Source organism: Pseudomonas sp. 1 (assembly GCF_056626735.1).
In genome coordinates, this window is record NZ_JBWXMQ010000015.1 from 73,186 (window position 1) to 97,672 (window position 24,487).

Annotated in this window: 22 protein-coding genes; 14 read left to right on the forward strand and 8 right to left on the reverse strand. The window is 58.8% G+C overall.

The annotated features are described in order from the left end of the window. Positions 1–144 precede the first annotated feature (144 nt). Positions 145–1,470: an isocitrate lyase gene (aceA, locus tag AC1MDC_RS21745; RefSeq protein WP_039767419.1), complete on the forward strand. Its 1,326-nt coding sequence runs from the start codon at positions 145–147 to the stop codon at positions 1,468–1,470. Between the two features lie 135 nt (positions 1,471–1,605). Here the strand turns inward: aceA and AC1MDC_RS21750 are convergent, their stop codons facing one another. From AC1MDC_RS21750 to AC1MDC_RS21785, 8 genes are all read right to left on the reverse strand, one after another. Further along, a complete protein-coding gene (locus AC1MDC_RS21750) occupies positions 1,606–2,760 on the reverse strand; it encodes an MFS transporter (protein ID WP_227232934.1) in 1,155 nt (384 codons plus the stop codon). A 46-nt stretch (positions 2,761–2,806) separates the two neighbouring features. After that, positions 2,807–3,886 carry a pyridoxal phosphate-dependent aminotransferase gene (locus AC1MDC_RS21755; protein WP_480393622.1) on the reverse strand — a complete coding sequence of 360 codons (1,080 nt, stop codon included), beginning with the start codon at positions 3,884–3,886 and terminating at the stop codon, positions 2,807–2,809. Positions 3,887–3,948: 62 nt separating this feature from the next. Further along, positions 3,949–4,692 carry a class II aldolase/adducin family protein gene (locus tag AC1MDC_RS21760; RefSeq protein ID WP_085703237.1) on the reverse strand — a complete coding sequence of 248 codons (744 nt, stop codon included), beginning with the start codon at positions 4,690–4,692 and terminating at the stop codon, positions 3,949–3,951. After that, a complete protein-coding gene (locus AC1MDC_RS21765; protein WP_085703311.1) occupies positions 4,685–5,662 on the reverse strand; it encodes an NAD(P)-dependent oxidoreductase in 978 nt (325 codons plus the stop codon). The genes AC1MDC_RS21760 and AC1MDC_RS21765 overlap by 8 nt, the downstream gene beginning before the upstream one ends. Before the next feature lie 63 nt (positions 5,663–5,725). Then, complete coding sequence (locus AC1MDC_RS21770) at positions 5,726–6,715, reverse strand: ornithine cyclodeaminase family protein (protein ID WP_480393623.1); 990 nt, start codon at positions 6,713–6,715, stop codon at positions 5,726–5,728. Between the two features lie 84 nt (positions 6,716–6,799). Further along, positions 6,800–7,324 (reverse strand): MaoC family dehydratase, encoded by a 525-nt coding sequence (locus AC1MDC_RS21775; RefSeq protein WP_085699115.1) that lies wholly within the window; start codon positions 7,322–7,324, stop codon positions 6,800–6,802. A 10-nt stretch (positions 7,325–7,334) separates the two neighbouring features. After that, positions 7,335–8,162, reverse strand: a complete 828-nt coding sequence (locus AC1MDC_RS21780) for an HpcH/HpaI aldolase/citrate lyase family protein (protein WP_480393624.1) — start codon at positions 8,160–8,162, stop codon at positions 7,335–7,337. Beyond that, a complete protein-coding gene (locus AC1MDC_RS21785) occupies positions 8,162–9,406 on the reverse strand; it encodes an aminotransferase class I/II-fold pyridoxal phosphate-dependent enzyme (RefSeq protein WP_480393625.1) in 1,245 nt (414 codons plus the stop codon). The genes AC1MDC_RS21780 and AC1MDC_RS21785 overlap by 1 nt, the downstream gene beginning before the upstream one ends. A 330-nt stretch (positions 9,407–9,736) precedes the next feature. On the opposite strand from AC1MDC_RS21785, the gene AC1MDC_RS21790 reads away from it, so the two are divergent. The 13 genes from AC1MDC_RS21790 (at position 9,737) to nuoM (ending at position 24,481) form a co-directional block, all read left to right on the forward strand. Then, on the forward strand, positions 9,737–10,498 hold the full coding sequence (locus AC1MDC_RS21790) for an SDR family NAD(P)-dependent oxidoreductase (protein WP_480393626.1): 762 nt from the start codon (positions 9,737–9,739) through the stop codon (positions 10,496–10,498). 505 nt (positions 10,499–11,003) lie between these two features. Next, positions 11,004–11,417 (forward strand): NADH-quinone oxidoreductase subunit A, encoded by a 414-nt coding sequence (locus AC1MDC_RS21795; protein WP_003223812.1) that lies wholly within the window; start codon positions 11,004–11,006, stop codon positions 11,415–11,417. Positions 11,418–11,427: 10 nt separating this feature from the next. Then, positions 11,428–12,102 carry a NuoB/complex I 20 kDa subunit family protein gene (locus tag AC1MDC_RS21800; RefSeq protein ID WP_007951456.1) on the forward strand — a complete coding sequence of 225 codons (675 nt, stop codon included), beginning with the start codon at positions 11,428–11,430 and terminating at the stop codon, positions 12,100–12,102. Between the two features lie 69 nt (positions 12,103–12,171). After that, positions 12,172–13,956, forward strand: a complete 1,785-nt coding sequence (gene nuoC / locus AC1MDC_RS21805; protein ID WP_085699107.1) for an NADH-quinone oxidoreductase subunit C/D — start codon at positions 12,172–12,174, stop codon at positions 13,954–13,956. A 2-nt stretch (positions 13,957–13,958) separates the two neighbouring features. Then, on the forward strand, positions 13,959–14,456 hold the full coding sequence (gene nuoE, locus AC1MDC_RS21810; protein ID WP_003223804.1) for an NADH-quinone oxidoreductase subunit NuoE: 498 nt from the start codon (positions 13,959–13,961) through the stop codon (positions 14,454–14,456). Further along, a complete protein-coding gene (gene nuoF, locus AC1MDC_RS21815; RefSeq protein WP_480393627.1) occupies positions 14,453–15,808 on the forward strand; it encodes an NADH-quinone oxidoreductase subunit NuoF in 1,356 nt (451 codons plus the stop codon). Before nuoE ends, nuoF begins: the two co-directional genes overlap by 4 nt. A gap of 135 nt (positions 15,809–15,943) precedes the next feature. Next, positions 15,944–18,658 carry an NADH-quinone oxidoreductase subunit NuoG gene (nuoG, locus tag AC1MDC_RS21820; protein WP_480393628.1) on the forward strand — a complete coding sequence of 905 codons (2,715 nt, stop codon included), beginning with the start codon at positions 15,944–15,946 and terminating at the stop codon, positions 18,656–18,658. Next, positions 18,655–19,662: an NADH-quinone oxidoreductase subunit NuoH gene (nuoH, locus tag AC1MDC_RS21825; protein WP_007951460.1), complete on the forward strand. Its 1,008-nt coding sequence runs from the start codon at positions 18,655–18,657 to the stop codon at positions 19,660–19,662. Before nuoG ends, nuoH begins: the two co-directional genes overlap by 4 nt. Before the next feature lie 11 nt (positions 19,663–19,673). Further along, positions 19,674–20,222 (forward strand): NADH-quinone oxidoreductase subunit NuoI, encoded by a 549-nt coding sequence (gene nuoI, locus AC1MDC_RS21830; protein WP_085690002.1) that lies wholly within the window; start codon positions 19,674–19,676, stop codon positions 20,220–20,222. A 9-nt stretch (positions 20,223–20,231) separates the two neighbouring features. After that, positions 20,232–20,732: an NADH-quinone oxidoreductase subunit J gene (gene nuoJ / locus AC1MDC_RS21835; RefSeq protein WP_085690004.1), complete on the forward strand. Its 501-nt coding sequence runs from the start codon at positions 20,232–20,234 to the stop codon at positions 20,730–20,732. 3 nt (positions 20,733–20,735) lie between these two features. Continuing rightward, complete coding sequence (gene nuoK / locus AC1MDC_RS21840) at positions 20,736–21,059, forward strand: NADH-quinone oxidoreductase subunit NuoK (protein WP_085699101.1); 324 nt, start codon at positions 20,736–20,738, stop codon at positions 21,057–21,059. Then, the gene (gene nuoL / locus AC1MDC_RS21845; RefSeq protein WP_085699099.1) at positions 21,056–22,909 is read left to right on the forward strand and encodes an NADH-quinone oxidoreductase subunit L; all 1,854 of its coding nucleotides are present in this window, start codon (positions 21,056–21,058) and stop codon (positions 22,907–22,909) included. Before nuoK ends, nuoL begins: the two co-directional genes overlap by 4 nt. 39 nt (positions 22,910–22,948) lie before the next feature. After that, positions 22,949–24,481, forward strand: coding sequence for an NADH-quinone oxidoreductase subunit M (gene nuoM, locus AC1MDC_RS21850; protein ID WP_085699097.1), 1,533 nt, complete (start codon positions 22,949–22,951; stop codon positions 24,479–24,481). The last annotated feature ends 6 nt before the right edge of the window (positions 24,482–24,487 follow it).

Here is a 24,487-nt window from a genome sequence, read left to right on the forward strand (position 1 = left end):
TGCTCACTTCCCCTCGAGCCCATCGTTCATCCCGTCGCCTGCCCCGCCGAACCCGACCTGACCACCTAAGCTTCTGGTCAGCGAGCGCAAGGAATTTTCCACCGCAGAACAACTTTTCATAAAGACGCGACGAGGTTTATCTCCATGGCACTGACACGCGAACAGCAAATTGCAGCCCTTGAAAAAGACTGGGCTGAAAACCCGCGCTGGAAAGGCGTGACTCGCAATTACTCCGCTGCTGACGTCGTCCGTCTGCGTGGCTCGGTTCAACCAGAGCACACCTTTGCAAAAATGGGCGCCGAAAAACTGTGGAACCTGGTCACCCAGGGTGCCAAGCCGTCCTTCCGCCCAGAGAAAGATTTCGTCAACTGCATGGGCGCCCTGACCGGCGGCCAGGCTGTTCAACAGGTGAAAGCCGGTATCCAGGCGATCTACCTGTCGGGCTGGCAAGTCGCTGCGGACAACAACTCCGCCGAATCGATGTACCCGGACCAGTCGCTGTACCCGGTGGACTCGGTTCCAACCGTGGTCAAGCGCATCAACAACTCGTTCCGTCGTGCCGACCAGATTCAGTGGAAAGCCGGCAAGAACCCGGGCGACGAAGGCTACATCGACTACTTCGCGCCAATCGTGGCTGACGCCGAAGCCGGTTTCGGCGGCGTACTGAATGCCTACGAGCTGATGAAGAGCATGATCGAAGCAGGCGCCGCCGGCGTTCACTTCGAAGACCAACTGGCTTCCGTGAAGAAATGCGGCCACATGGGCGGCAAGGTTCTGGTTCCAACCCAGGAAGCCGTGCAGAAGCTGACCGCCGCTCGTCTGGCTGCCGATGTGGCCGGTGTACCGACCATCATCCTGGCCCGCACCGACGCCAACGCCGCCGACCTGCTGACTTCCGACTGCGACCCGTACGACCAGCCGTTCGTGACTGGCACCCGTACCCAGGAAGGTTTCTACAAGGTTCGTGCAGGTCTGGACCAGGCAATCGCCCGTGGCCTGGCCTACGCACCGTACGCCGACCTGATCTGGTGCGAAACCGCCAAGCCAGACCTGGAAGAAGCCCGTCGCTTCGCCGAAGCGATCAAAAAGGAATACCCGGACCAGATCCTGTCGTACAACTGCTCGCCTTCCTTCAACTGGAAGAAAAACCTGGACGACGCGACCATCGCCAAGTTCCAGCGCGAACTGTCCGCCATGGGTTACAAGCACCAGTTCATCACCCTGGCCGGCATTCACAACATGTGGCACAGCATGTTCAACCTGGCACACGACTACGCCCGCAACGACATGACTGCCTACGTGAAGCTGCAAGAGCAGGAATTCGCTGACGCCGCCAAGGGTTACACCTTCGTGGCTCACCAGCAGGAAGTGGGCACCGGCTACTTCGACGACATGACCACCGTGATCCAGGGCGGCACGTCCTCGGTGACTGCGCTGACCGGTTCGACCGAAGAAGAACAGTTCCACTGATCGACTTCACCGAGTAAACGGCCTTTGCGGACCGTTTAGAAAGCTAACCGCATTGCCGAAAGACTGACGCCCCGACTGGTTCGGGGCGTTTTTTTACTCGCGCTTTCACCATTACTGCCATTTACACAGGCCATTTCAGACTGCAGTCGCATAGCGGCTCTTTCTGGTAGCAAGTAAAAGACAAGCGCTTCCGAACAAAATGCCCACCAGCCCGTAGACACTCCAGCTCAACTGGAAACCGATCCCGGCGATCAAAGAGGCGCCGATGCCCACAGAAACCATCCTCGCCAACGCCAGCACTACAGGAATTATCGAAAACAGACTGGCCTGGGTTTGCAACGTGGTTTTCTGCGCAATCAACGCAGTGATGTAGGTAACACCGAGAATCTCACCCAGCGTCCAGAGGAAAACAAACGAGAGGATCAGTGCGGTTTGCTCGAAAAAGGCATAGGCTCCAAATCCGATACCGTAAAAAACCGCCGCCAGGGACAAATTGGTCAGCGCCCCGAAACGCGACGTCAATGCAATCAGAGGCTGCGTCACCACGACCACCAGCAATGCATTGACGATACCTACCGCACCAAACAGCCCGGCGGCCTTCCCCACCGTCACCTGATCAAGCCATAGAGGCAGCTGATACTCGCGCTGGGCATCCAGCACCGACAACGCAAAAAACATGGCGCCCGCCACGATCACGATCCTTGGCACATCGGCCAGTGCGCGAATGGAAGCACTTCTGGTTTCAGTTAAAACATTCTGACGCTCCGGCAACACCAGAAACACACTCGCCAACAGGCACAACACACTGGCAACCATCGCAAACAGCACCAGATAGTGACTGTCGAGACCGAGCAAGTACCCACCCATCACAAATAGCAGCGCTCCCCCCAGATTGCTGGCCAGGTGCAGATAACCAAAGGAGGCGATGCGATTGCTGTCGTCCGCGGCCAGGGACGTAAGCACACTGAATACCGGCGTGATCAGGCCTGCGCACAGCATGAACAACAGCACCATCGCAATTGATGCGATCGTTGAACTGAATACGGCAGCGAACAACAAAAACAGTGATGAACAGGACGACGTACAGATCAAAAGTGCCCGGAAGGTAAAACGACCGATCAGCGCTCCACCCAACAGATTACCCAGCAGATAAAATGCCGACATCAGCGTGATCACCCAGGCCACCGCCGCGCTGTCGAGCTCGTAATGCCGCTGGAAAAACAATGCCGCAAAAGGCCCCAATGCGTTGGCCATGACGAACAGCAAGCGCAGCGCAATGATATTGCGCATCCCTGCCGCCAGACCGATCCTTTTCAGCCATCTCCTCATATGAGCATCACCGCGATGCTCCGCCAGTGCGCAGCTTTGGTCTTCCGGCAATCCAGCGTTCTATTTTCACATCGCTCAAACAAGCCGCGCTGCCGCTCCCGCGCAATATCGCCATCAGCAATAGTTTGAGATCCGACGATGAAGGGACAGCCACTCGCAGTAAATTGTCGAGCAGGCCAAAACTGTGCGGGTATTGCGAGCAGTTGCTTACGCGGATATTGGCCTGAGCGAAAGCGCTGGCCAGACGACCGTCGTGCTCATCCTGCAGCAGCAGAAAGTTCGTGTCGCTCTCATAGACGACGATCGCGTTGGCCCGACAGACTTCGATTATTTCAGTCTTGATCTGCGCAAGATGATCGTGCGCCTGCTGCAAGACTTTCTGATTCTGCAAACAGAACAGCCCGGCTTTCACCGCTACATGGTTCACATCCCATGGGCCACGCACTTTCATCAGTTCACGTATGGATTCCGGTCGCGTGACCACATACCCCAGGCGCAACCCGGCAAGACCGAAGTACTTGGAAAACGAACGAATCACAAACAACTGCCTGACCGCACTGAATGCATCCAGACAAGATTGTTGCAAATACTCGAAATAACATTCGTCCACGATCATCGGTTTGTCTTGCCTGACACAAGCCTCGACGAACACCTGCAATTGCTCTGGATCGATGCGAACACCCAGTGGATTGTTGGGGTTGCACAGGATCAGCCCTTGGCTGGTTTGCAGGGACTGGAGTACCGCCTCGGTGGACAGCACGAATTTTTCGGCCTGTTTTTCAAACCCCACGATCACGGGAGCCACACCGTTTACGTCGAGCATCTGGTAATAAAAGGAAAAAACCGGAGAAGGCACCACCACCCGATCCCCTGGCGAAAACAGTAACCGAATCACCAGATCGATGGCCTGATCCGCGCCATTGGTCAGCAGCAAACGGTCGGTGGAGACCTTGCAGTACTGTGCGAGCTGGTTAAGGAGCGGCCGGTAATTGGGATAGACGAACAGATCCTGGGGCTTCAATTCGTTGGCGATGAACCCTGCCAGAAACCTTTGTAAAAACTGGTTTTCGTTCAAATCCAGCAACACCGATGAAAGATCGCGCTCCGGCGCCTTCCATAATCCGGAACATGAGATGTGAGGGTGAAACTTCATTTGCGCATCCCTCCATAGATCACCTGCTCGCCAAGCGCATACATCTGCCTGACCTCTTCGTGACTGGCATACACCACCGATTTCCCCGTGGCGGCCGATAGAAACTGGCTGGTAATCAAGCGGCTGATTTCGGCAGTGAATGCCACGGCGCGATGAAACGCCTCCGACAGGTCGCGGCCAAAACAGGTAATGCCATGACCGGGCATGACAATGCAGTTGGTGTCACCCGCGCAGCGGCCAATGGCACTGACATCCAGCTCGATATTCACACCTTCGCCGAGAATGCACGGTGGTTTGCCCATGACCAATGCCGTGTCGTTCGACACGTATTTCATCTCACGCCACTGCGAGACAGCGAAGAAGGAAATGACTTCATTGGGATGCAGATGCACCGTCGCATTGACATCGGCGCGACAGCGCATGATTTCCCGATGCATCCGGTGCCCCTGGCTGGGCCGGAAACAACCGTGCAAAAGCTCATCGGATTGCATGTCCAGCACCGACAAATGCTCAAGCCCGCACTCTTCCAGAGAGATGCCGCGGTGTTTGGTGTAGATCACGTCGCGTTGCCAGTACTGAGAGCGGCTGCGTACAGCGATATTGCCCAGCGTATTGACCAGTAGTTGTCGCGCCGCCAGCCGCTGACCGTATTGAACAATGCTGTTGCCGATCGCCATGTCGAACCAAGGTGGCAACCCGGCTCGGGACGATTCAAATCCCGCACGTTTCAATTCAGGCATATCCGTCTGCCTCCCGCGATACACAATCGGAATTGACCACAGTTTCGGCTGTTTTCCCCTGTAACAGAGCCAGCAGGGTTTCCAGGGCATTGGCTTTGAGTTGGGCCAGAGAGCGCTCGCTGTAAAAAGCGGCATGCGGCGTTAATAACACCCGCTCATGCTCGATCAAGGCCTGGAGAGGAGCAGGCTCTTCCTGCACGACATCCAGCAGAGCCATGGACACGCCCCCTGCCTGCAAGGCCCGAAGCAGCGCATCGGTGTCGACGATGCCACCTCGCGCGGTATTGACTAAGGTCGCACCGTGCTTCATCCGTGAAAATGCCGCGTCGTTCATAAGATGCGCAGTGTCCGGGGTAAGCGGCAGATGCAGCGACAGAATATCGGCCGTTTCGAGCAGTGAATCCAGCGTCACGCCCGTGGCAATGCCTTCGGCACAGCGCTCGACCCCGGGGTCGTAAAAACAGATGCGGTAACCCAGGGCCGCCGCCCTGCGGGCCAACGCTCGCCCTGTTGCACCATAACCCACGACTCCCAGAACGGTGTCTGCACAGGCTCTCACTTCACCGGTATGGGCTCGCCAGTTCCAGCCTCCCTGGCGGGTGTGTCCCGCGTAGTCGAACAGCTTGCGCTGGGCAAAAAGGATCAATGCCAAGGCGTGCTCGGCAACTTCCTCCGCCCCTACAGAACCGATGTTGGCGCACACAATGCCTCGCGCGCTCAACGCCTCGACGTCCACATCATCAAGGCCGATCGTGGCCTTAACCAATGCGCGGCAACGATGCATTCTGGCGATCAGCGGCGCGTCGATGACCACCGAATGAAAGGCGATGATGCCGTCGGCTTTGGCCAGTTGCTCATCCGAGGGCCGGAACGTCACCTCCACGCCGTAGTGTCGATACTCCGACCCCGGGCCATATTCCCCGGGGTCGACGTAGTTCACTCGCTGCGAATCGATCATCAAAATATTCATGGGCATCCTTTTCCTTCCTGCGTCGTTGGCACTGCTGATTCAAAACGTTGCGCCCGGCGACTCTCAGGCATTGAGGTAGTCGCACTGTTGGCCGATATGCCCCTCCACGGCCGCGCCATAGATGCAGGCGGCAACCACCATGTCCTGACTGGCATGGCCAACACTGCGGAAGTAACTGAGGCCTTGTTTGCGGGTAACCGGCGAAGGCTGCTCGACAACCAAAGTACTGATCTCACGGATGTCCTTGCGGTTGATCACCGACCACGCCAAGGCCTGGGCAATTTCGCCCGATTCGCGGCATGCGGCGTCCAAATGATCGACATGTACTTGAGCACTGCCCAGCAATTTTGGATCGACCTCGCACGCCTGCTGCGTACTGCCGCCAACGGCATTGATATGGGCATCGGGTTTGAGCTGATGTACCCCGATCAACGGCAGCGGACTGTCGTAGGAGGTTGTCGTACAGACAATATCCGCGTCTGCCAAAGCATCCTCCATGCGCTCAACAGCCTCGACCGGCTGCGCAAGTTCAATGGACAGACGTTCGGCCAAGGCGACACTGCGGGCCATCGAGCGGGAAAAGATCCTGACCTGCCCCAATTCCCTGATAGCGGCCATTGCCTGGATATGCGCCGCCGCTTGAGCCCCAGCCCCGATCACCGCCAGATTGAGCCGGGCCTGCAGGCAGAGTTTGTCCGTCACCAACGCACTCAGGGCACTGGTGCGAATTGTTGTAAGAGCGGCACTGTCGAGCATCGCCAATAACCTGCCGCTATCGACGTCGATCAGCAAAACCGCGCCATTGACCGCCGAGCGCCCCAGCACGGCGTTGCCGGGATGAAACGACGACACTTTGATGCCCAGCGTCTGGCTCACAGGCAAAAAGGCCGGCATGAACAAAGAGAATGCTTTTTGTCGCGAGTGCGTGATTATCGAACGTGGCGGAACCACGGGTGCCGCGAGAGAAAAACCCTGGTGAGCTTTTTCGAGTACGCGCACAAGCGACGGCAACTCGACACAACGCCCTATATCTTCACGATTAAGCAGCAGCATGGTTTGTCCTTTTCCATCAAGGCTCTTTGAAGGTCCCGGCCATTCCCTCACCGGCAGCGCTTCCACGCTGACTGAAGCTGACCTTCAGCCGAGGGGGTAGCCCTGGGAAAACCCCTGCTTTGGAACCAGAAAAGTGCGCAGGTAGGTGATGACCGGAGTGCCATCCTGCTTACGCCCAATCACCCTGATGGTGACGATGCCCTGGCCCGGACGCGACCGGGACTCACGCTTGGAAACCACCTCGCTCTCCGCGTAAAGTGTGTCGCCGACATACACCGGGCTGGGCAGGCGTATTTCATCCCAGCCCAGGTTGGCGATGGCTCGTGCGCTCATCGTCGCGACCGTCATGCCGCTGATAATCGACAAGGTCACGGAGCTGTTCACCAGCAACTTTTCGAACTCGGTGCGCTGTGCGTAAGCCACATCGATATGCACCGGATGGTTATTCATGTTCATCAGTGACTGCCAGATGTTATCCAGCTCCGTCACCGTGCGCCCGGGGCGGTGCTCGAACACATCGCCCACCACAAACTCTTCGTAATGCAGCCCATAAGATTCACGGTAGCGATTCGCCCCAATCCGTTCATGCGCCGGAATCATCGGTTCCATGGCGTCCTCCTTAAAGACCCAGTTCCTGGGCGCGCTGGATGACTTTGCGGGCTAGCTTCACAAAGGGCGGCCCGACCATCAGATTCTTCAATCGGGTGATTTTTTCACCGCTGTTTTGCGCAGCCTGCACAACGGCCAAGGCATGTTCGTACTCCGCGATCGAAGGCGTGAATGCCTCATTGATGATCGATATCTGCCTTGGGTGAATGGAGGTCTTGCCACTGAAGCCCAACTCCCGGGTGTCCTGGCATTCCTTCAGTAACCCGGCTTCGTCATCAAGGTTGAAGTAAGCGGTGTCGAACGCGGGAATACCCGCTGCGCTGGCGGCGGCAATGATGCTTGCACGGGCGTGGAGGATGTTGCTCCAGCCGCCAATCGGCACACCCAGGCTGGCCGCGTAGTCGGCGGAACCGAAGATCAGTCCGTCGGCGCTGGATGCAATGGCGTAAATATCCCGAAGACAGGCCGGGGTTTCGACGGTGACCAGGATTTTCGGACTGCTTCCCTGCCCCCCTAAGTTGGCGCGTACCACGTCTATCTCGGCCGCGGCTTCAGTCATTGCCAGGACGACATACTCGGGTCGCTGTTCAAGTGACTGCACCAGCAGCAAATCGAGCAATCCCTGATTGTCACGCAAGGGATTGATACGCAGTGCCGTACGCTGCACTACAGCGGATCGATAGAACTGCTCGACACATAGGCGGGCTTCGGCTTTTTTGAGGAGCGGGACGCCGTCCTCCAGATCAATCACCATGACATCCGTCAGGGCACTCTTGGCATATTGCTCAGGGTGCAAGGCAGAGCAATACAACAAGCTTCGTGGTATCGGATGAGTCATCACCACCTCGCGTTCGGCAGGTTCGGGTTCAGACGGGCTTCTTCGATCTCTGCCCAGACTGCGGAGCAAAAACTGCGGATATCTTCTTGCGACATATCGGCACGCATCATCACGCGTAAACCGGACTTGTTTCTGGCCACAATGGGAAAGAACACCGCCGAGGTGTAATACCCTCGTTTGAAGACGCCCTCGGAAACGCTGATCGCCAGGTCCGGGCTGTCCAATGGAATAACCCGAATCGGCAATTCGGACCCCGCGTGTTCCGTATCAAACAAACTGTCGAAGAGGCGAATGTTGCAACGTAGCTTGTCCTGCAAGACGCCAAGCTCAGGACTCTTATGGATATCCAGCGAAGCCATGGCCGCCCCGACAGCCGCCGGATTTATATATTGAGAATAAGACATCGGACCACCAAAGCGTCGGAAGACACTTTGATAATCGGCCTTCTCCGACATGAATATGCCTCCACCATTGGCACCAAATGCCTTGGCCAATGAATAAACCAGAAGCGTTCTGGGATTGAGCTCAGGCATATAAGTACGGATATAACCTTCACCCCGATCGCCATAGGCACTCAAGGAATGAGAGTCGTCAAAATAAAGAAACAGCCCATATTTATCCTGCAACGCCAACAACCGTTCAATAGGCGCACTTCCGCCCATGCTGTAGGCACCATCAGCAACATATGCGACCAACGGATGTCGCTTGCACATATCCTCAATAAAATCTACATCGTTATGATTGCAGGTCATCACCTGCGTTTCATCACCACAAATGGCCTTGACCTGATTCAGTGCAAAATGGGCGTGCTTGTCAAAGATCAAAAAGGGGCGCTGCCCTTCAGTAAACATGCCAGCAGCCAGAAGCGGCAACGAGGCAACAATACCCGCACTGCAGGACGTCGCGGTGAAGGCTCGACAGTTGAAATGCGCGGACAAGGCATCCTCAAGCTCATCGAGCTCTCGCAACCTTATTCTGATACGCGAGGTGGGCAGATTCACCGTACCGCTATTGAGCACATAATCTGCGGCGCGGCGCGCCAGACGCTGATTGACCTCAAGACCCAGGTATGAACAAGAGCACATGTTCATGAATGGATGACCGTTCTGATCCTGCATACGCCCCTGCTGGGTATGTTTGACGCTCAAATCGGTCAATCCCGATTGTTGCGCGAGGGCCCAGGAAGGGTTACCGATATCGACGGACCTGGCGGTATTAATGAATTTATTTCGTTGTTCTGACATACACGACCTCAGTATAAGTCCATATAACAGGAACAATTACTTACATGCGTTCGCACGTAGCCGACTCAATGACAATGCTGAACACCCATAAACATCCGACCTCTACTCAACCAAAGCTTAGCTGACAACAGCCCGCCACCGGCGGTTAAAATCAGAGCCCTTATAGACACTCAAGAAACTTCCTTCACCCATTAATGAATGATCCGTAGGAACACTCTTAAATAATCATTTACACATGCCGAATCACATTAACGGATCTACGTTCTAACCGTGCGCTGCGTACAACTTATAGGCGCGCGCACTGCAGCTTTGTATTATGGAGAACTATTCATGAATGGAAGATTAAGAGGAAAGCGAGCGCTTATAACCGGCGCGTCCTCAGGCATTGGAAGAGCGATAGCCGAAGCCTTCATTACCGAGGGCGCTGATGTATTCATTACCGCTCGCACCGATGAAGCTGCGGCTCGTGAAGTTCTTGAGTTCGCAGCGCGCCGGGGTCAGCGCGCCAGCTTCACCCTCATGGAAGCCACGAGCGTCTGCATCGAGGCGCTCTTTGATGAAGCGCACGCCGCCATCGGGCCCATTGATGTACTCGTCAACAATCCCGCGTTTATCACCCGCACGCCTTTTCTTGAACTGAGCAACGATGAGTATGAGCAGACGCTGGCGGTCAATCTGCGTTTTCCTTTTTTTGCCACTCAGCGCTTCGCAAAAAACTGCATCGCTCGCGGTCAGGGCGGTAGCGTCATCAACATCTCATCTGTCAGTGCTTTCAGGGCGGTCAGTCGCCTGTCGGCTTATCAAGCCAGCAAGGCGGCGCTGTCGATGCTCACACGAAGCTGCGCGGTGGAACTGGCTCCTCATGGCGTCAGAGTCAATACGATTTCACCCGGACTGACCGCGACAGGTGGTAACGCCAGCCAGTGGCGGGACGCCCCGGCGATATGGCAGGAAAGAAAAAAGCACATTCCGCTGCAGCGAGCGGGAATACCTTCAGACATGGCAGGCGCGGCGATCCTTCTGGCCTCTGATGACTCCTCCTGGATGACCGGTGCCGATCTGGTCATTGATGGAGGCCACAGCGCGATTTGAATTACGGAGGTCGGCCGCCTGTTGCGGACCGACCCAAGGCTAACCGACGGGTTGGGAGGTTTTTGCCTGCGATTCGCCCCGCGCCTTGCCATGCCTTCGGCAGAAACATTGATCCAGAGCAGATCCGCCCCTCGAAAAATGCGGTAAAACGACCTCGGCTGCTACTTGCAGTAACCGCTATTCAAGACAACTTCCCACCCACACACCCGCCTAACAATCTAAAAAACCCCGCAAACAATATTGATTATCATTTGGCCGCAACTATGTTCGTTACATTCCAAACAAAACATATTTCCCGTAAACCCGGCTAATGCCCGCAACGCATGGGCTGCGGGCCCTTCGAGGAGCGCTATGTCCTTATTCCAATAAATAATTTCGCTATAGGAATTTTACTTGCAGGGTGTTTAGCCATAAAATCAGCGCGATTGATTGCTGCGACATATCGTCACTGCCTTATTTCTTTATCAAGCTCAGAGACCTTTGCTCTCTGTTAAGGATTTCCAGCATGCCCGAAGCGACAGGACTCATGGCCCACAACTGGGGCTTTGCCATTTTCCTTCTGGGTGTAGTCGGCCTGTGTGCCTTCATGCTCGGCGTCTCCAGCCTCCTCGGGTCAAAAGCCTGGGGCCGCAGCAAAAACGAACCGTTCGAGTCCGGCATGCTACCTACCGGTGGCGCCCGCTTGCGGCTCTCAGCCAAATTCTATCTGGTCGCGATGCTGTTCGTGATCTTCGATATCGAAGCCCTCTTTCTCTTTGCATGGTCTGTGTCCGTCCGCGAAAGCGGCTGGACCGGATTCGTCGAAGCTCTCGTTTTCATAGCAATTCTGTTGGCAGGTCTTGTCTACCTGTTCCGAGTGGGCGCCCTTGACTGGGCTCCGGAAGCTCGTCGCAAGCGGCAGGCGAAGCTGAAACAATGAGGCTTTGGCAATGCAATACAATCTCACCAGAATCGACCCCGATGCTCCTAACGAGCAGTATCCGATCGGCCAGCGGGAAACCGTTTCCGATCCGTTAGAAGATCAAGTCCACAAAAACATTTTCATGGGCAAGCTGGAAGACGTGCTGAGTGGCGCGGTCAACTGGGGACGTAAAAACTCCCTGTGGCCGTACAACTTCGGCCTTTCCTGCTGCTACGTGGAAATGACCACCGCCTTCACGGCGCCCCACGACATCGCGCGCTTCGGCGCCGAAGTTATCCGGGCATCACCGCGTCAGGCCGACTTCATGGTTATCGCCGGGACCTGCTTCATCAAGATGGCGCCGATCATTCAGCGCCTGTATGAGCAGATGCTCGAGCCCAAGTGGGTGATCTCGATGGGTTCGTGCGCCAACTCCGGCGGCATGTACGACATCTACTCCGTGGTTCAGGGGGTGGACAAGTTCCTGCCCGTCGACGTCTACGTACCTGGCTGCCCGCCCCGTCCAGAAGCGTTTCTGCAAGGCTTGATGCTGTTGCAGGAATCCATTGGCCAGGAGCGTCGCCCACTTTCCTGGGTCGTTGGCGATCAAGGCGTTTATCGCGCCGACATGCCTTCGCAGAAGGAACAGCGCCGCGAACAGCGAATCGCAGTCACCAACCTGCGCAGCCCTGACGAAGTCTGATCCAGTCTGTTTCAAAGAAACGAGAAGCTGGCTTCATTCTTTACGTTGACCGAAAGCGAAAAAATAACCATGACTACAGGCAGTGCTCTGTACATCCCGCCTTATAAGGCAGACGACCAGGATGTGGTCGTCGAACTGAACAACCGTTTTGGCGCCGAAGCGTTCACCGCTCAGCCGACCCGCACCGGCATGCCGGTGCTGTGGGTGGCGCGCGCCAAACTCGTCGAAGTCCTGACCTTCCTGCGCAACCTGCCCAAGCCGTACGTCATGCTTTATGACCTGCACGGCGTGGACGAGCGTCTGCGCACCAAGCGTCAAGGGCTGCCGGGCGGTGCCGATTTCACCGTGTTCTATCACCTCATGTCGCTGGAACGTAATAGTGACGTGATGATCAAGGTCGCCTTGTCCGAAAGCGACCTCAGCTTGCCGACCGTCACCAGCATCTGGCCGAACGCCAACTGGTACGAGCGTGAAGTCTGGGACATGTACGGCATCGACTTCAAAGGTCACCCGCACCTGTCGCGCATCATGATGCCGCCGACCTGGGAAGGTCACCCGCTGCGCAAGGACTTCCCGGCGCGCGCCACCGAATTCGACCCGTTCAGCCTGAACCTGGCCAAGCAACAGCTTGAGGAAGAAGCCGCGCGCTTCCGTCCTGAAGACTGGGGCATGAAGCGTTCCGGCCCGAACGAGGACTATATGTTCCTCAACCTGGGTCCGAACCACCCTTCGGCTCACGGTGCGTTCCGCATCATCCTGCAACTGGACGGTGAAGAAATCGTCGATTGCGTTCCGGACATCGGTTACCACCACCGTGGCGCCGAAAAGATGGCCGAGCGTCAGTCCTGGCACAGTTTCATTCCGTACACCGACCGTATCGACTACCTCGGCGGCGTGATGAACAACCTGCCGTACGTGCTCTCGGTCGAGAAACTGGCCGGCATCAAGGTGCCGGAGAAGGTCGACGTCATCCGCATCATGATGGCCGAGTTCTTCCGGATCACCAGCCACCTGCTGTTCCTGGGTACCTACATCCAGGACGTCGGCGCCATGACTCCGGTGTTCTTCACCTTCACCGACCGTCAGAAGGCGTACACGGTGATTGAAGCCATCACCGGTTTCCGTCTGCACCCGGCCTGGTACCGCATCGGTGGCGTCGCCCACGACCTGCCGCGCGGCTGGGACAAACTGGTGAAAGACTTCGTTGAATGGCTGCCGAAGCGCCTCGACGAATACACCAAGGCCGCCCTGCAGAACAGCATCCTCAAGGGTCGTACCATCGGCGTTGCCCAGTACAACACCAAAGAGGCCCTGGAATGGGGCGTCACCGGTGCCGGCCTGCGTTCCACCGGTTGCGACTTCGACCTGCGTAAAGCGCGTCCGTACTCCGGCTACGAGAACTTCGAGTTCGAAGTGCCGCTGGCCGCCAACGGTGATGCCTACGACCGCTGCATGGTTCGCGTCGAAGAGATGCGCCAGAGCGTCAGGATCATCGACCAGTGCCTGCGCAACATGCCGGAAGGCCCGTACAAGGCGGATCACCCGCTGACCACGCCGCCGCCGAAAGAGCGCACGCTGCAGCACATCGAAACCTTGATCACGCACTTCCTGCAAGTTTCGTGGGGCCCGGTCATGCCGGCCAACGAATCCTTCCAGATGATCGAAGCGACCAAGGGCATCAACAGTTATTACCTGACGAGCGACGGCGGCACCATGAGCTACCGTACCCGGATCCGTACTCCGAGCTTCGCCCACCTGCAGCAGATCCCTTCGGTGATCAAAGGCAGCATGGTCGCGGACCTGATTGCGTACCTGGGTAGTATCGACTTCGTTATGGCCGACGTGGACCGCTAAGCATGAACAGCACGCTTATCCAGACAGACCGTTTCACCCTGAGTGAAACCGAGCGCTCGGCCATCGAGCACGAGCTGCATCACTACGAAGACCCGCGCGCGGCGTCGATCGAAGCCCTGAAGATCGTCCAGAAGGAACGCGGCTGGGTGCCGGACGGCGCTCTGTACGCCATCGGCGAGATCCTCGGCATCCCGGCCAGCGACGTTGAAGGCGTCGCCACGTTTTACAGCCAGATCTTCCGTCAACCGGTCGGCCGTCACATCATTCGCGTCTGCGACAGCATGGTCTGCTACATCGGCGGCCACGAGTCGGTGGTCAGCGAAATCCAGAACAACCTGGGTATCGGCCTGGGTCAGACCACCGCCGACGGTCGCTTCACCCTGCTGCCGGTCTGCTGCCTCGGCAACTGCGACAAGGCACCGGCGCTGATGATCGATGACGACACCTTTGGCGATGTCCAGCCTGCCGGCGTCGCCAAACTGCTCGAGGGCTACGTATGACCCTGACTTCTTTCGGCCCGGCCAACCGCATTCAGCGTTCGGCCGAGACTCACCCGCTGACCTGGCGCCTGCGTGACGACGGCGAAGCCGTATGGCTCGACGAGTACCAGGCCAAGAACGGTTACGCCGCTGCGCGCAAGGCCTTCGCCGACATGGGACCGGACGACATCGTCCAGACCGTGAAGGACGCCGGTCTCAAGGGTCGTGGTGGTGCAGGCTTCCCCACTGGCGTGAAGTGGGGCCTGATGCCCAAGGACGAATCCATCAACATCCGCTACCTGCTGTGCAACGCGGATGAAATGGAGCCGAACACCTGGAAAGACCGCATGCTGATGGAGCAACTGCCTCATCTGCTGATCGAGGGCATGCTGATCAGCGCCCGCGCGCTTAAAACCTACCGTGGCTACATCTTCCTGCGTGGCGAGTACACCACCGCCGCCAAGCACCTGAACCGTGCCGTGGAAGAAGCCAAGGCAGCGGGCCTGCTGGGCAAGAACATCCTGGGCAGCGGCTTCGATTTCGAGCTGTTCGTCCACACCGGCGCCGGGCGTTACATCTGCGGTGAAGAAACCGCACTGATCAACTCCCTCGAAGGCCGCCGCGCCAACCCGCGCTCCAAGCCGCCCTTCCCTGCCGCCGTTGGCGTGTGGGGCAAGCCGACCTGCGTGAACAACGTTGAAACCCTGTGCAACGTGCCGGCGATCATTGCCGACGGCGTGGACTGGTACAAATCGTTGGCCCGCGACGGCAGTGAAGACATGGGCACCAAGCTCATGGGCTTCTCCGGCAAGGTCAAGAACCCGGGCCTGTGGGAACTGCCATTCGGCGTGACCGGTCGCGAGCTGTTCGAAGACTACGCCGGCGGCATGAGCGACGGTTACAAGCTCAAGGCCTGGCAGCCAGGCGGCGCCGGTACCGGTTTCCTGTTGCCGGAACACCTCGACGCACAAATGTACGCCGGCGGCATCGCCAAAGTGGGCACCCGTATGGGTACCGGCCTGGCCATGGCGGTGGACGACAGCGTCAACATGGTGTCCCTGCTGCGCAACATGGAGCAGTTCTTCGCTCGCGAATCCTGCGGTTTCTGCACCCCTTGCCGTGATGGCCTGCCATGGAGCGTCAAGCTGCTGATGGCCATCGAGCAAGGCCGCGGCCAGCCAGGCGACATCGAGACCCTGCTGGGTCTGGTCAACTTCCTCGGCCCGGGCAAGACCTTCTGTGCTCACGCACCGGGTGCCGTGGAGCCGTTGGGCAGTGCCATCAAATACTTCCGTCCAGAGTTCGAAGCCGGTATCGCGCCTGCAAGCGCCGCCGTCCCGCCTCTGGCGAAGCCGATCACAGTCGGCGCGTAAACGCTTAAAAGGCGAAGGGTCCGTGCCCTTCGCCTTTCGTCCGATGACGCCTTTCGGGGCTGACTGGATTCGGACGGATAACAAGATTCCATTAGCCACGCCCGCTGACACCGGGCCAACGAAGACCTTTGAACCATGGCCACTATCCACGTAGACGGCAAAGCGCTCGAAGTCGACGGGGCAGACAACCTGTTACAGGCATGTCTGTCGCTGGGCCTCGACATCCCTTATTTCTGCTGGCACCCCGCGCTTGGAAGCGTCGGGGCCTGCCGCCAGTGCGCGGTCAAGCAGTACACCGACGAGAACGACACCCGTGGTCGCATCGTCATGTCCTGCATGACCCCTGCCACCGACAACACATGGATCTCCATCGACGATGAAGAATCCAAGGCGTTCCGCGCCAGTGTCGTTGAATGGCTGATGACCAACCACCCGCACGACTGCCCTGTGTGCGAGGAAGGCGGTCACTGCCACCTGCAAGACATGACGGTGATGACCGGCCACAACGAGCGCCGTTATCGCTTCACCAAGCGCACCCACCAGAACCAGGATCTGGGCCCGTTCATTTCCCACGAAATGAACCGTTGCATCGCCTGCTACCGCTGCGTGCGTTTCTACAAGGACTACGCCGGCGGCACCGACCTCGGTGTGTACGGCGCCCACGACAACGTGTATTTCGGTCGCGTTGAAGACGGCACGCTGGAAAGCGAGTTCTCCGGCAACCTCACCGAGGTCTGCCCGACCGGTGTGTTCACCGACAAGACTCACTCCGAGCGCTACAACCGCAAGTGGGACATGCAGTTCTCGCCGAGCATCTGCCATGGCTGCTCGAGCGGTTGCAACATCTCCCCGGGCGAGCGTTACGGCGAACTGCGTCGCATCGAAAACCGTTACAACGGTTCGGTGAACCAGTACTTCCTGTGCGACCGTGGCCGTTTCGGTTATGGCTACGTCAACCGCACCGACCGTCCACGTCAGCCAATGCTGGCCGACGGCACCAAGCTTGGGCTGGATGCTGCGCTGGACAAAGCCGCCGACCTGCTGCGCGGTCGCAACATCGTCGGTATCGGTTCGCCGCGTGCCAGCCTCGAAAGCAACTACGCGTTGCGTGAACTGGTCGGCGCCGAGCACTTCTATTCCGGTATCGAAGCCTCCGAGCTGGAGCGCATCCGTCTGGTCCTGCAAGTGCTGAAAGACAGCCCGCTGCCCGTGCCAAACATGCGCGACATCGAAGACCACGACGCCGTGTTCGTCCTCGGTGAAGACCTGACCCAAACCGCCGCCCGCATGGCCCTGGCCCTGCGTCAGTCGGTCAAAGGCAAGGCCGAAGACATGGCCGAAGCCATGCGCGTCCAGCCTTGGCTCGACGCCGCGGTGAAGAACATCGGTCAGCACGAGCTGAACCCGCTGTTCATCGCCAGCCTGGCTGAAACCAAGCTCGACGACATCGCCGAAGAGTGTGTACACGCCGCTCCGGACGATCTGGCACGCCTCGGTTTCGCCGTGGCTCACGCCCTGGACGCCAGCGCGCCTGCCGTTGAAGGTCTGGACGCCGAAGCCCTGGAACTGGCCAAGCGCATCGCCGACGCCCTGCTCGCTGCCAAGCGTCCGCTGATCATCTCCGGTACTTCGCTGGGCTCCAAAGCCCTGATCGAAGCTGCGGCGAACATCGCCAAGGCCCTGAAGCTGCGTGAGAAGAACGGTTCAATCAGCCTGATCGTGCCGGAAGCCAACAGCCTCGGCCTGGCCATGCTCGGTGGCGAATCGGTTGATGCCGCGCTGCAAGCTGTGATCGATGGCAAGGCCGACGCCATTGTCGTGCTGGAAAACGATCTGTACACCCGCACTGCCAAAGCCAAGGTCGATGCGGCACTCAACGCTGCGAAAGTAGTGATCGTTGCCGACCATCAGAAGACCGCCACCAGTGATCGCGCGCACCTGGTTCTGCCAGCCGCCAGCTTCGCTGAAGGCGACGGTACGCTGGTCAGCCAGGAAGGTCGCGCCCAGCGCTTCTTCCAGGTTTTCGACCCGCAATACATGGACGCGAGCATTCTGGTTCACGAAGGCTGGCGCTGGCTGCACGCCCTGCGCTCGACGCTGCTGAACCAGCCGATCGACTGGACGCAACTCGACCACGTGACCGCTGCCGTCGCTTCGAGCACCGAGCAACTGGCGCGCATCGTCGATGCCGCTCCGTCCGCTGCGTTCCGCATCAAGGGTCTGAAACTGGCGCGTGAGCCGCTGCGTTATTCCGGTCGCACCGCAATGCGCGCCGACATCAGCGTTCACGAACCACGCACCCCGCAAGACAAGGACACCGCGTTCGCCTTCTCGATGGAAGGTTACTCGGGCTCCGCCGAACCGCGTCAGCAGGTTCCTTTTGCATGGTCGCCGGGCTGGAACTCGCCGCAAGCCTGGAACAAGTTCCAGGACGAAGTCGGTGGTCACCTGCGTGCTGGCGATCCGGGCACCCGCCTGATCGAAAGCACCGGTGATTCGCTGAACTGGTTCGCCGCTGCGCCACGTGCGTTCAACCCGGCGCCGGGCACCTGGCAAGCCGTGCCGTTTTTCCACCTGTTCGGCAGCGAAGAAACCTCTTCGAAGGCTGCTCCGGTTCAGGAACGCATTCCGGCGGCTTACGTTGCTCTGGCCAAGTCCGAAGCGGATCGCCTGGGCGTCAACGACGGCGCACTGCTGAGCCTCAATGTTGCCGGCCAGACCCTGCGTCTGCCGCTGCGCATCAATGAAGAACTGGGCGCAGGTCTGGTGGCATTGCCTGCGGGCATCGCCGGCATTCCACCGGCATTCGCCGGCGTATCCGTTGATGGTCTGCAGGAGGCAGCGCAATGACCTGGTTCACCCCTGAAGTGATCGATGTGATCCTGACGGTCATCAAAGCCATCGTGATCCTGCTGGCCGTGGTGGTCGCAGGCGCGTTGCTCAGCTTTGTCGAGCGTCGCCTGCTGGGCTGGTGGCAGGACCGTTACGGTCCGAACCGTGTCGGCCCGTTCGGCATGTTCCAGATCGCAGCCGACATGCTGAAGATGTTCTTCAAGGAAGACTGGACCCCGCCGTTTGCCGACAAGGTGATCTTCACCCTGGCACCGGTGGTGGCCATGTCCGCCCTGCTGATCGCTTTCGCGATCATCCCGATCACCCCGACCTGGGGCGTGGCGGATCTGAACATCGGCCTGCTGTTCTTCTTCGCCATGGCCGGTCTTTCGGTCTACGCGGTGCTGTTCGCCGGCTGGTCGAGTAACAACAAGTTCGCCCTGCTCGGCAGCTTGCGTGCCTCGGCGCAGACCGTGTCCTACGAAGTGTTCATGGGCCTGGCCCTGATGGGCATCGTGGTGCAGGTCGGCTCGTTCAACATGCGCGACATCGTCGAGTACCAGGCGCAGAACCTGTGGTTCATCATTCCGCAGTTCTTCGGCTTCTGTACCTTCTTCATCGCTGGCGTGGCCGTGACTCACCGTCACCCGTTCGACCAGCCGGAAGCGGAACAGGAACTGGCCGACGGTTACCACATTGAATACGCCGGTATGAAATGGGGCATGTTCTTCGTCGGTGAATACATCGGCATCATCCTGATCTCGGCGCTGCTGGTCACCCTGTTCTTCGGTGGCTGGCACGGTCCGTTCGGCATCCTGCCGCAACTGTCCTTCGTCTGGTTCGCACTGAAGACTGCGTTCTTCATCATGCTGTTCATCCTGCTGCGCGCCTCCATCCCGCGTCCGCGTTATGACCAGGTGATGGATTTCAGCTGGAAATTCTGCCTGCCACTGACCCTGATCAATTTGCTGGTGACCGCTGCAATCGTGTTGTGGAACACGCCTGCGGTTGCGGTTCAGTGAGGATTTGACCCATGTTCAAATATATTGGCGACATCGTTAAGGGTACCGGTACCCAGTTGCGCAGCCTGGTCATGATCTTCGGCCATGGCTTTCGCAAGCGCGACACCCTGCAATACCCGGAAGAGCCGGTCTACCTGCCGCCACGCTACCGTGGCCGCATCGTCCTGACCCGCGACCCCGATGGCGAAGAACGCTGCGTAGCCTGCAACCTGTGCGCCGTGGCATGCCCGGTGGGTTGCATCTCGCTGCAGAAAGCTGAAACCGAAGACGGTCGCTGGTACCCGGACTTCTTCCGTATCAACTTCTCGCGCTGCATTTTCTGCGGTCTCTGCGAGGAAGCCTGCCCGACCACCGCGATCCAGTTGACCCCGGATTTCGAAATGGCCGAGTTCAAACGTCAGGACCTGGTGTACGAGAAAGAAGATCTGCTGATCTCCGGCCCCGGCAAAAACCCTGATTACAACTTCTATCGTGTTGCAGGTATGGCCGTTGCGGGCAAGCCGAAAGGCGCCGCACAAAACGAAGCCGAGCCGATCAACGTGAAGAGCTTGCTGCCTTAAGGAAGAACGATGGAATTCGCTTTCTATTTCGCATCGGGTATCGCTGTTGTGTCCACACTGCGTGTGGTCACCAACACCAATCCTGTGCACGCCCTGCTCTACCTGATCATTTCGCTGATCTCCGTGGCCATGACCTTCTTCGCCCTCGGCGCACCGTTCGCCGGCGTGCTGGAAGTGATCGCCTACGCCGGCGCCATCATGGTGCTGTTCGTGTTCGTGGTGATGATGCTGAACCTTGGCCCGGCCTCGGTTCAGCAGGAACGCACCTGGCTCAAGCCCGGCATCTGGGCAGGACCGGTGATTCTCGCCGCCCTGCTGCTGGCCGAACTGCTGTATGTGCTGTTCGCTCACCAGAGCGGTCAGGCCATCGGTCAAACCACCGTTGACGCGAAAGCCGTGGGCATCAGCCTGTTCGGTCCGTACCTGCTGGTGGTCGAACTCGCCTCGATGCTGCTGCTCGCTGCAGCCGTCACGGCGTTCCATTTGGGCCGTAATGAGGCTAAGGAGTAGAACATGCCTGTTATCCCTCTCGGTTCTATACCTATGGAGCATGGCCTGGCCGTTGCCGGCATCCTGTTCTGCCTTGGTCTGGTCGGCCTGATGGTCCGCCGCAACATTTTGTTCGTGTTGATGAGTCTGGAAGTGATGATGAACGCCTCTGCACTGGCCTTCATCGTCGCGGGCGCCCGCTGGGCGCAACCGGATGGACAGATCATGTTCATCCTGGTGATCAGCCTTGCAGCCGCCGAAGCCAGTATTGGCCTGGCGATCCTGCTGCAACTGTATCGCCGCTTCCACACGCTCGATATCGACGCTGCCAGTGAGATGCGCGGATGAACCTACTCTTTCTGACTTTCGTATTCCCTCTGATCGGGTTCCTGTTGCTGTCGTTCTCGCGCGGCCGCTTCTCGGAAAACCTGTCGGCGCTGATCGGTGTCGGCTCCATCGGCCTGTCTGCCATCGTCGCGGCTTACGTGATCTGGCAGTTCAACGTCGCTCCACCGGAAGGTGGCGTCTACACCCAGGTGCTGTGGCGCTGGATATCGGTGGAAGGTTTCCAGCCTGACTTTGCGCTGTACCTGGATGGTCTGTCCGTGACCATGCTCGGTGTGGTCGTCGGTGTCGGCTTCCTGATCCACCTGTTTGCCTCCTGGTACATGCGTGGCGAAGACGGTTACTCGCGCTTCTTCTCGTACACCAACCTGTTTATCGCCAGCATGCTGTTCCTGATCCTGGGCGATAACCTGCTGTTCATCTACTTCGGTTGGGAAGGCGTGGGCCTGTGCTCGTACCTGTTGATCGGTTTCTACTACAGCAACCGCAACAACGGTAACGCCGCACTCAAAGCCTTCATCGTCACCCGCATCGGCGACGTGTTCATGGCGATCGGCCTGTTCATCCTGTTCCAGCAACTGGGCACGCTGAACGTCCAGGAACTGCTGGTGAAGGCGCCTGAGCACTTCAAGGTCGGCGATTTCTGGATCGTGCTGGCGACCCTGATGCTGCTGGGTGGTGCAGTCGGTAAGTCGGCTCAACTGCCGCTGCAGACCTGGCTTGCGGACGCGATGGCCGGTCCTACCCCGGTTTCGGCACTGATCCACGCTGCAACCATGGTGACTGCGGGTGTCTACCTGATCGCCCGTACCCACGGTCTGTTCGCCCTGGCGCCGGATATCCTGCACCTAGTCGGCATCGTCGGTGGTGTGACCCTGGTACTGGCCGGTTTCGCCGCGCTGGTGCAAACCGACATCAAACGTATCCTCGCCTACTCGACCATGAGCCAGATCGGCTACATGTTCCTGGCGCTGGGCGTTGGCGCCTGGGAAGGCGCGATCTTCCACCTGATGACCCACGCCTTCTTCAAGGCCCTGCTGTTCCTTGCCTCCGGTGCGGTGATCGTTGCCTGCCACCACGAGCAGAACATCTTCAAGATGGGCGGCCTGTGGAAGAAACTGCCGCTGGCCTACGCCAGCTTCATCGTCGGTGGTGCCGCCCTGGCCGCCCTGCCGCTGGTGACCGCAGGTTTCTACTCCAAGGACGAAATCCTCTGGGAAGCGTTCGCCAGCGGCAACCACGGTCTGCTCTATGCAGGTCTGGTCGGCGCATTCATGACGTCGCTGTACACCTTCCGCCTGATCTTCATCGCGTTCCACGGTGAAGCCAAGACCGAAGCCCACGCCGGTCACGGCATCGCTCACTGGCTGCCGCTGTCGGTGCTGATCGTGCTGTCGACCTTCGTCGGCGCCATGATCGTTCCACCGCTGCACGGCGTACTGCCCGAGAGCGTTGGCCATGCCGGTGGCGAAGCCAAGCACAGCCTGGAAATCGCCTCGGGCGCCATCGCCCTGGCCGGTATCCTGCTGGCGGCCCTGCTGTTCCTTGGCAAGCGTCGCTTCGTGACCGCGATCGCCAACAGCGGCATCGGCCGTCTCCTTTCGGCCTGGTGGTTCGCTGCCTGGGGCTTCGACTGGATCTACGACAAACTGTTCGTCAAGCCGTACCTTGCGATCAGCCACATGCTGCGCAAAGACCCGCTCGACCAGACCATCGGTCTGATCCCGCGCATGGCCAAGGGTGGTCACACTGCCCTCAGCCGTACCGAAACCGGTCAACTGCGTTGGTACGCTGCTTCGATGGCTGCTGGTGCCGTGTTGGTCATCGGTGCTGTCGTGCTGGTAGCGGTCTGATATGAACCTTGCGAATTTGCGAAAGGAAACGAGCCCGTCATGATTCTGCCTTGGCTAATCCTGATCCCCTTCATCGGCGGCCTGCTGTGCTGGATGGGTGAGCGCTTCGGCGCTACCCTCCCCCGCTGGATTGCGCTGTTGACCATGACCCTGGAACTCGCCCTCGGCCTCTGGCTGTGGGCCCACGGTGACTATTCATTTGCTCCGGCGCCTGGCGCCGATCCGACCTGGGCGCTTGAGTTCAAGCATGTCTGGATCCAGCGCTTCGGCATCAACGTGCACCTGGCCCTCGACGGTCTGTCGCTGCTGATGATCCTGCTGACCGGTCTGCTGGGCATCCTGTCGGTACTCTGCTCGTGGAAAGAGATCCAGCGTCACGTTGGCTTCTTCCACCTGAACCTGATGTGGATCCTGGGTGGCGTCGTCGGCGTGTTCCTCGCCCTCGACCTGTTCATGTTCTTCTTCTTCTGGGAAATGATGCTGGTGCCGATGTACTTCCTCATCGCGCTCTGGGGTCACAGTTCTTCGGACGGCAAGAAAACCCGTATCTACGCCGCGACCAAGTTCTTCATCTTCACTCAGGCTTCCGGCCTGATCATGCTGGTGGCGATCCTGGGTCTGGTCCTGGTCAACTACAACAGCACCGGCGTGATCACCTTCAACTACGCCGATCTGTTGAAGACCAAGATGTCGATGACCACCGAGTACATCCTGATGCTCGGCTTCTTCATCGCCTTCGCGGTCAAGCTGCCAGTGGTTCCGTTCCACTCCTGGCTGCCTGACGCTCACGCCCAGGCACCGACTGCAGGTTCCGTCGACCTCGCCGGTATCCTGCTGAAAACCGCGGCCTACGGTCTGCTGCGTTTCGCCCTGCCGCTGTTCCCGAACGCCTCGGCCGAGTTCGCGCCGATCGCCATGACCCTCGGTCTGATCGGGATCTTCTATGGTGCGTTCCTCGCTTTCGCACAAACCGACATCAAGCGTCTGATCGCCTTTTCGTCCGTTTCCCACATGGGCTTCGTACTGATCGGCATCTACTCCGGCAGCCAACTGGCGCTGCAAGGCGCCGTGGTCCAGATGCTGGCCCACGGTCTGTCGGCAGCCGCGCTGTTTATCCTCAGCGGTCAGCTGTACGAGCGCCTGCACACTCGCGACATGCGTGAGATGGGCGGTCTGTGGTCGCGTATCGCATACCTGCCGGCGATCAGCCTGTTCTTCGCAGCCGCTTCGCTGGGTCTGCCGGGCACCGGTAACTTCGTCGGCGAGTTCCTGATCCTGATCGGTACCTTCGCCAGCGCGCCATGGATCACCGCAATTGCCACCTCCGGTCTGGTGTTCGGTTCGGTCTACTCGCTGATCATGATCCACCGTGCCTACTTCGGTCCGTCCAAATCGGATTCGATCCTGCACGGCATGGACGCTCGCGAACTGATCATGGTGCTGGGCCTTGCGGTGCTGCTGGTCTACCTCGGCGTCTACCCGCAACCGTTCCTCGACACCTCTGCCGCCACGATGCATGGCGTGCAGCAGTGGCTCGGCACCGCCTTCACTCAACTCGCTTCGGCCCGGTAAGAGCGC

What these genes read in the sequence shown, in the direction of transcription:
- aceA (WP_039767419.1), top strand. Translation starts at nt 145, where the DNA reads ATGGCACTGACACGCGAACAGCAAATTGCAGCCCTTGAAAAAGACTGG.
- nuoM (WP_085699097.1), top strand. Translation starts at nt 22,949, where the DNA reads ATGATTCTGCCTTGGCTAATCCTGATCCCCTTCATCGGCGGCCTGCTG.
- AC1MDC_RS21760 (WP_085703237.1), bottom strand. Translation starts at nt 4,692, where the DNA reads ATGCCTGAATTGAAACGTGCGGGATTTGAATCGTCCCGAGCCGGGTTG.
- nuoK (WP_085699101.1), top strand. Translation starts at nt 20,736, where the DNA reads ATGCCTGTTATCCCTCTCGGTTCTATACCTATGGAGCATGGCCTGGCC.
- nuoE (WP_003223804.1), top strand. Translation starts at nt 13,959, where the DNA reads ATGAACAGCACGCTTATCCAGACAGACCGTTTCACCCTGAGTGAAACC.
- AC1MDC_RS21800 (WP_007951456.1), top strand. Translation starts at nt 11,428, where the DNA reads ATGCAATACAATCTCACCAGAATCGACCCCGATGCTCCTAACGAGCAG.
- nuoF (WP_480393627.1), top strand. Translation starts at nt 14,453, where the DNA reads ATGACCCTGACTTCTTTCGGCCCGGCCAACCGCATTCAGCGTTCGGCC.
- nuoG (WP_480393628.1), top strand. Translation starts at nt 15,944, where the DNA reads ATGGCCACTATCCACGTAGACGGCAAAGCGCTCGAAGTCGACGGGGCA.
- nuoC (WP_085699107.1), top strand. Translation starts at nt 12,172, where the DNA reads ATGACTACAGGCAGTGCTCTGTACATCCCGCCTTATAAGGCAGACGAC.
- nuoI (WP_085690002.1), top strand. Translation starts at nt 19,674, where the DNA reads ATGTTCAAATATATTGGCGACATCGTTAAGGGTACCGGTACCCAGTTG.
- AC1MDC_RS21785 (WP_480393625.1), bottom strand. Translation starts at nt 9,406, where the DNA reads ATGTCAGAACAACGAAATAAATTCATTAATACCGCCAGGTCCGTCGAT.
- AC1MDC_RS21790 (WP_480393626.1), top strand. Translation starts at nt 9,737, where the DNA reads ATGAATGGAAGATTAAGAGGAAAGCGAGCGCTTATAACCGGCGCGTCC.
- AC1MDC_RS21770 (WP_480393623.1), bottom strand. Translation starts at nt 6,715, where the DNA reads ATGCTGCTGCTTAATCGTGAAGATATAGGGCGTTGTGTCGAGTTGCCG.
- nuoJ (WP_085690004.1), top strand. Translation starts at nt 20,232, where the DNA reads ATGGAATTCGCTTTCTATTTCGCATCGGGTATCGCTGTTGTGTCCACA.
- AC1MDC_RS21780 (WP_480393624.1), bottom strand. Translation starts at nt 8,162, where the DNA reads ATGACTCATCCGATACCACGAAGCTTGTTGTATTGCTCTGCCTTGCAC.
- AC1MDC_RS21765 (WP_085703311.1), bottom strand. Translation starts at nt 5,662, where the DNA reads ATGAATATTTTGATGATCGATTCGCAGCGAGTGAACTACGTCGACCCC.
- AC1MDC_RS21775 (WP_085699115.1), bottom strand. Translation starts at nt 7,324, where the DNA reads ATGGAACCGATGATTCCGGCGCATGAACGGATTGGGGCGAATCGCTAC.
- AC1MDC_RS21795 (WP_003223812.1), top strand. Translation starts at nt 11,004, where the DNA reads ATGCCCGAAGCGACAGGACTCATGGCCCACAACTGGGGCTTTGCCATT.
- nuoL (WP_085699099.1), top strand. Translation starts at nt 21,056, where the DNA reads ATGAACCTACTCTTTCTGACTTTCGTATTCCCTCTGATCGGGTTCCTG.
- AC1MDC_RS21750 (WP_227232934.1), bottom strand. Translation starts at nt 2,760, where the DNA reads ATGCGCAATATCATTGCGCTGCGCTTGCTGTTCGTCATGGCCAACGCA.
- nuoH (WP_007951460.1), top strand. Translation starts at nt 18,655, where the DNA reads ATGACCTGGTTCACCCCTGAAGTGATCGATGTGATCCTGACGGTCATC.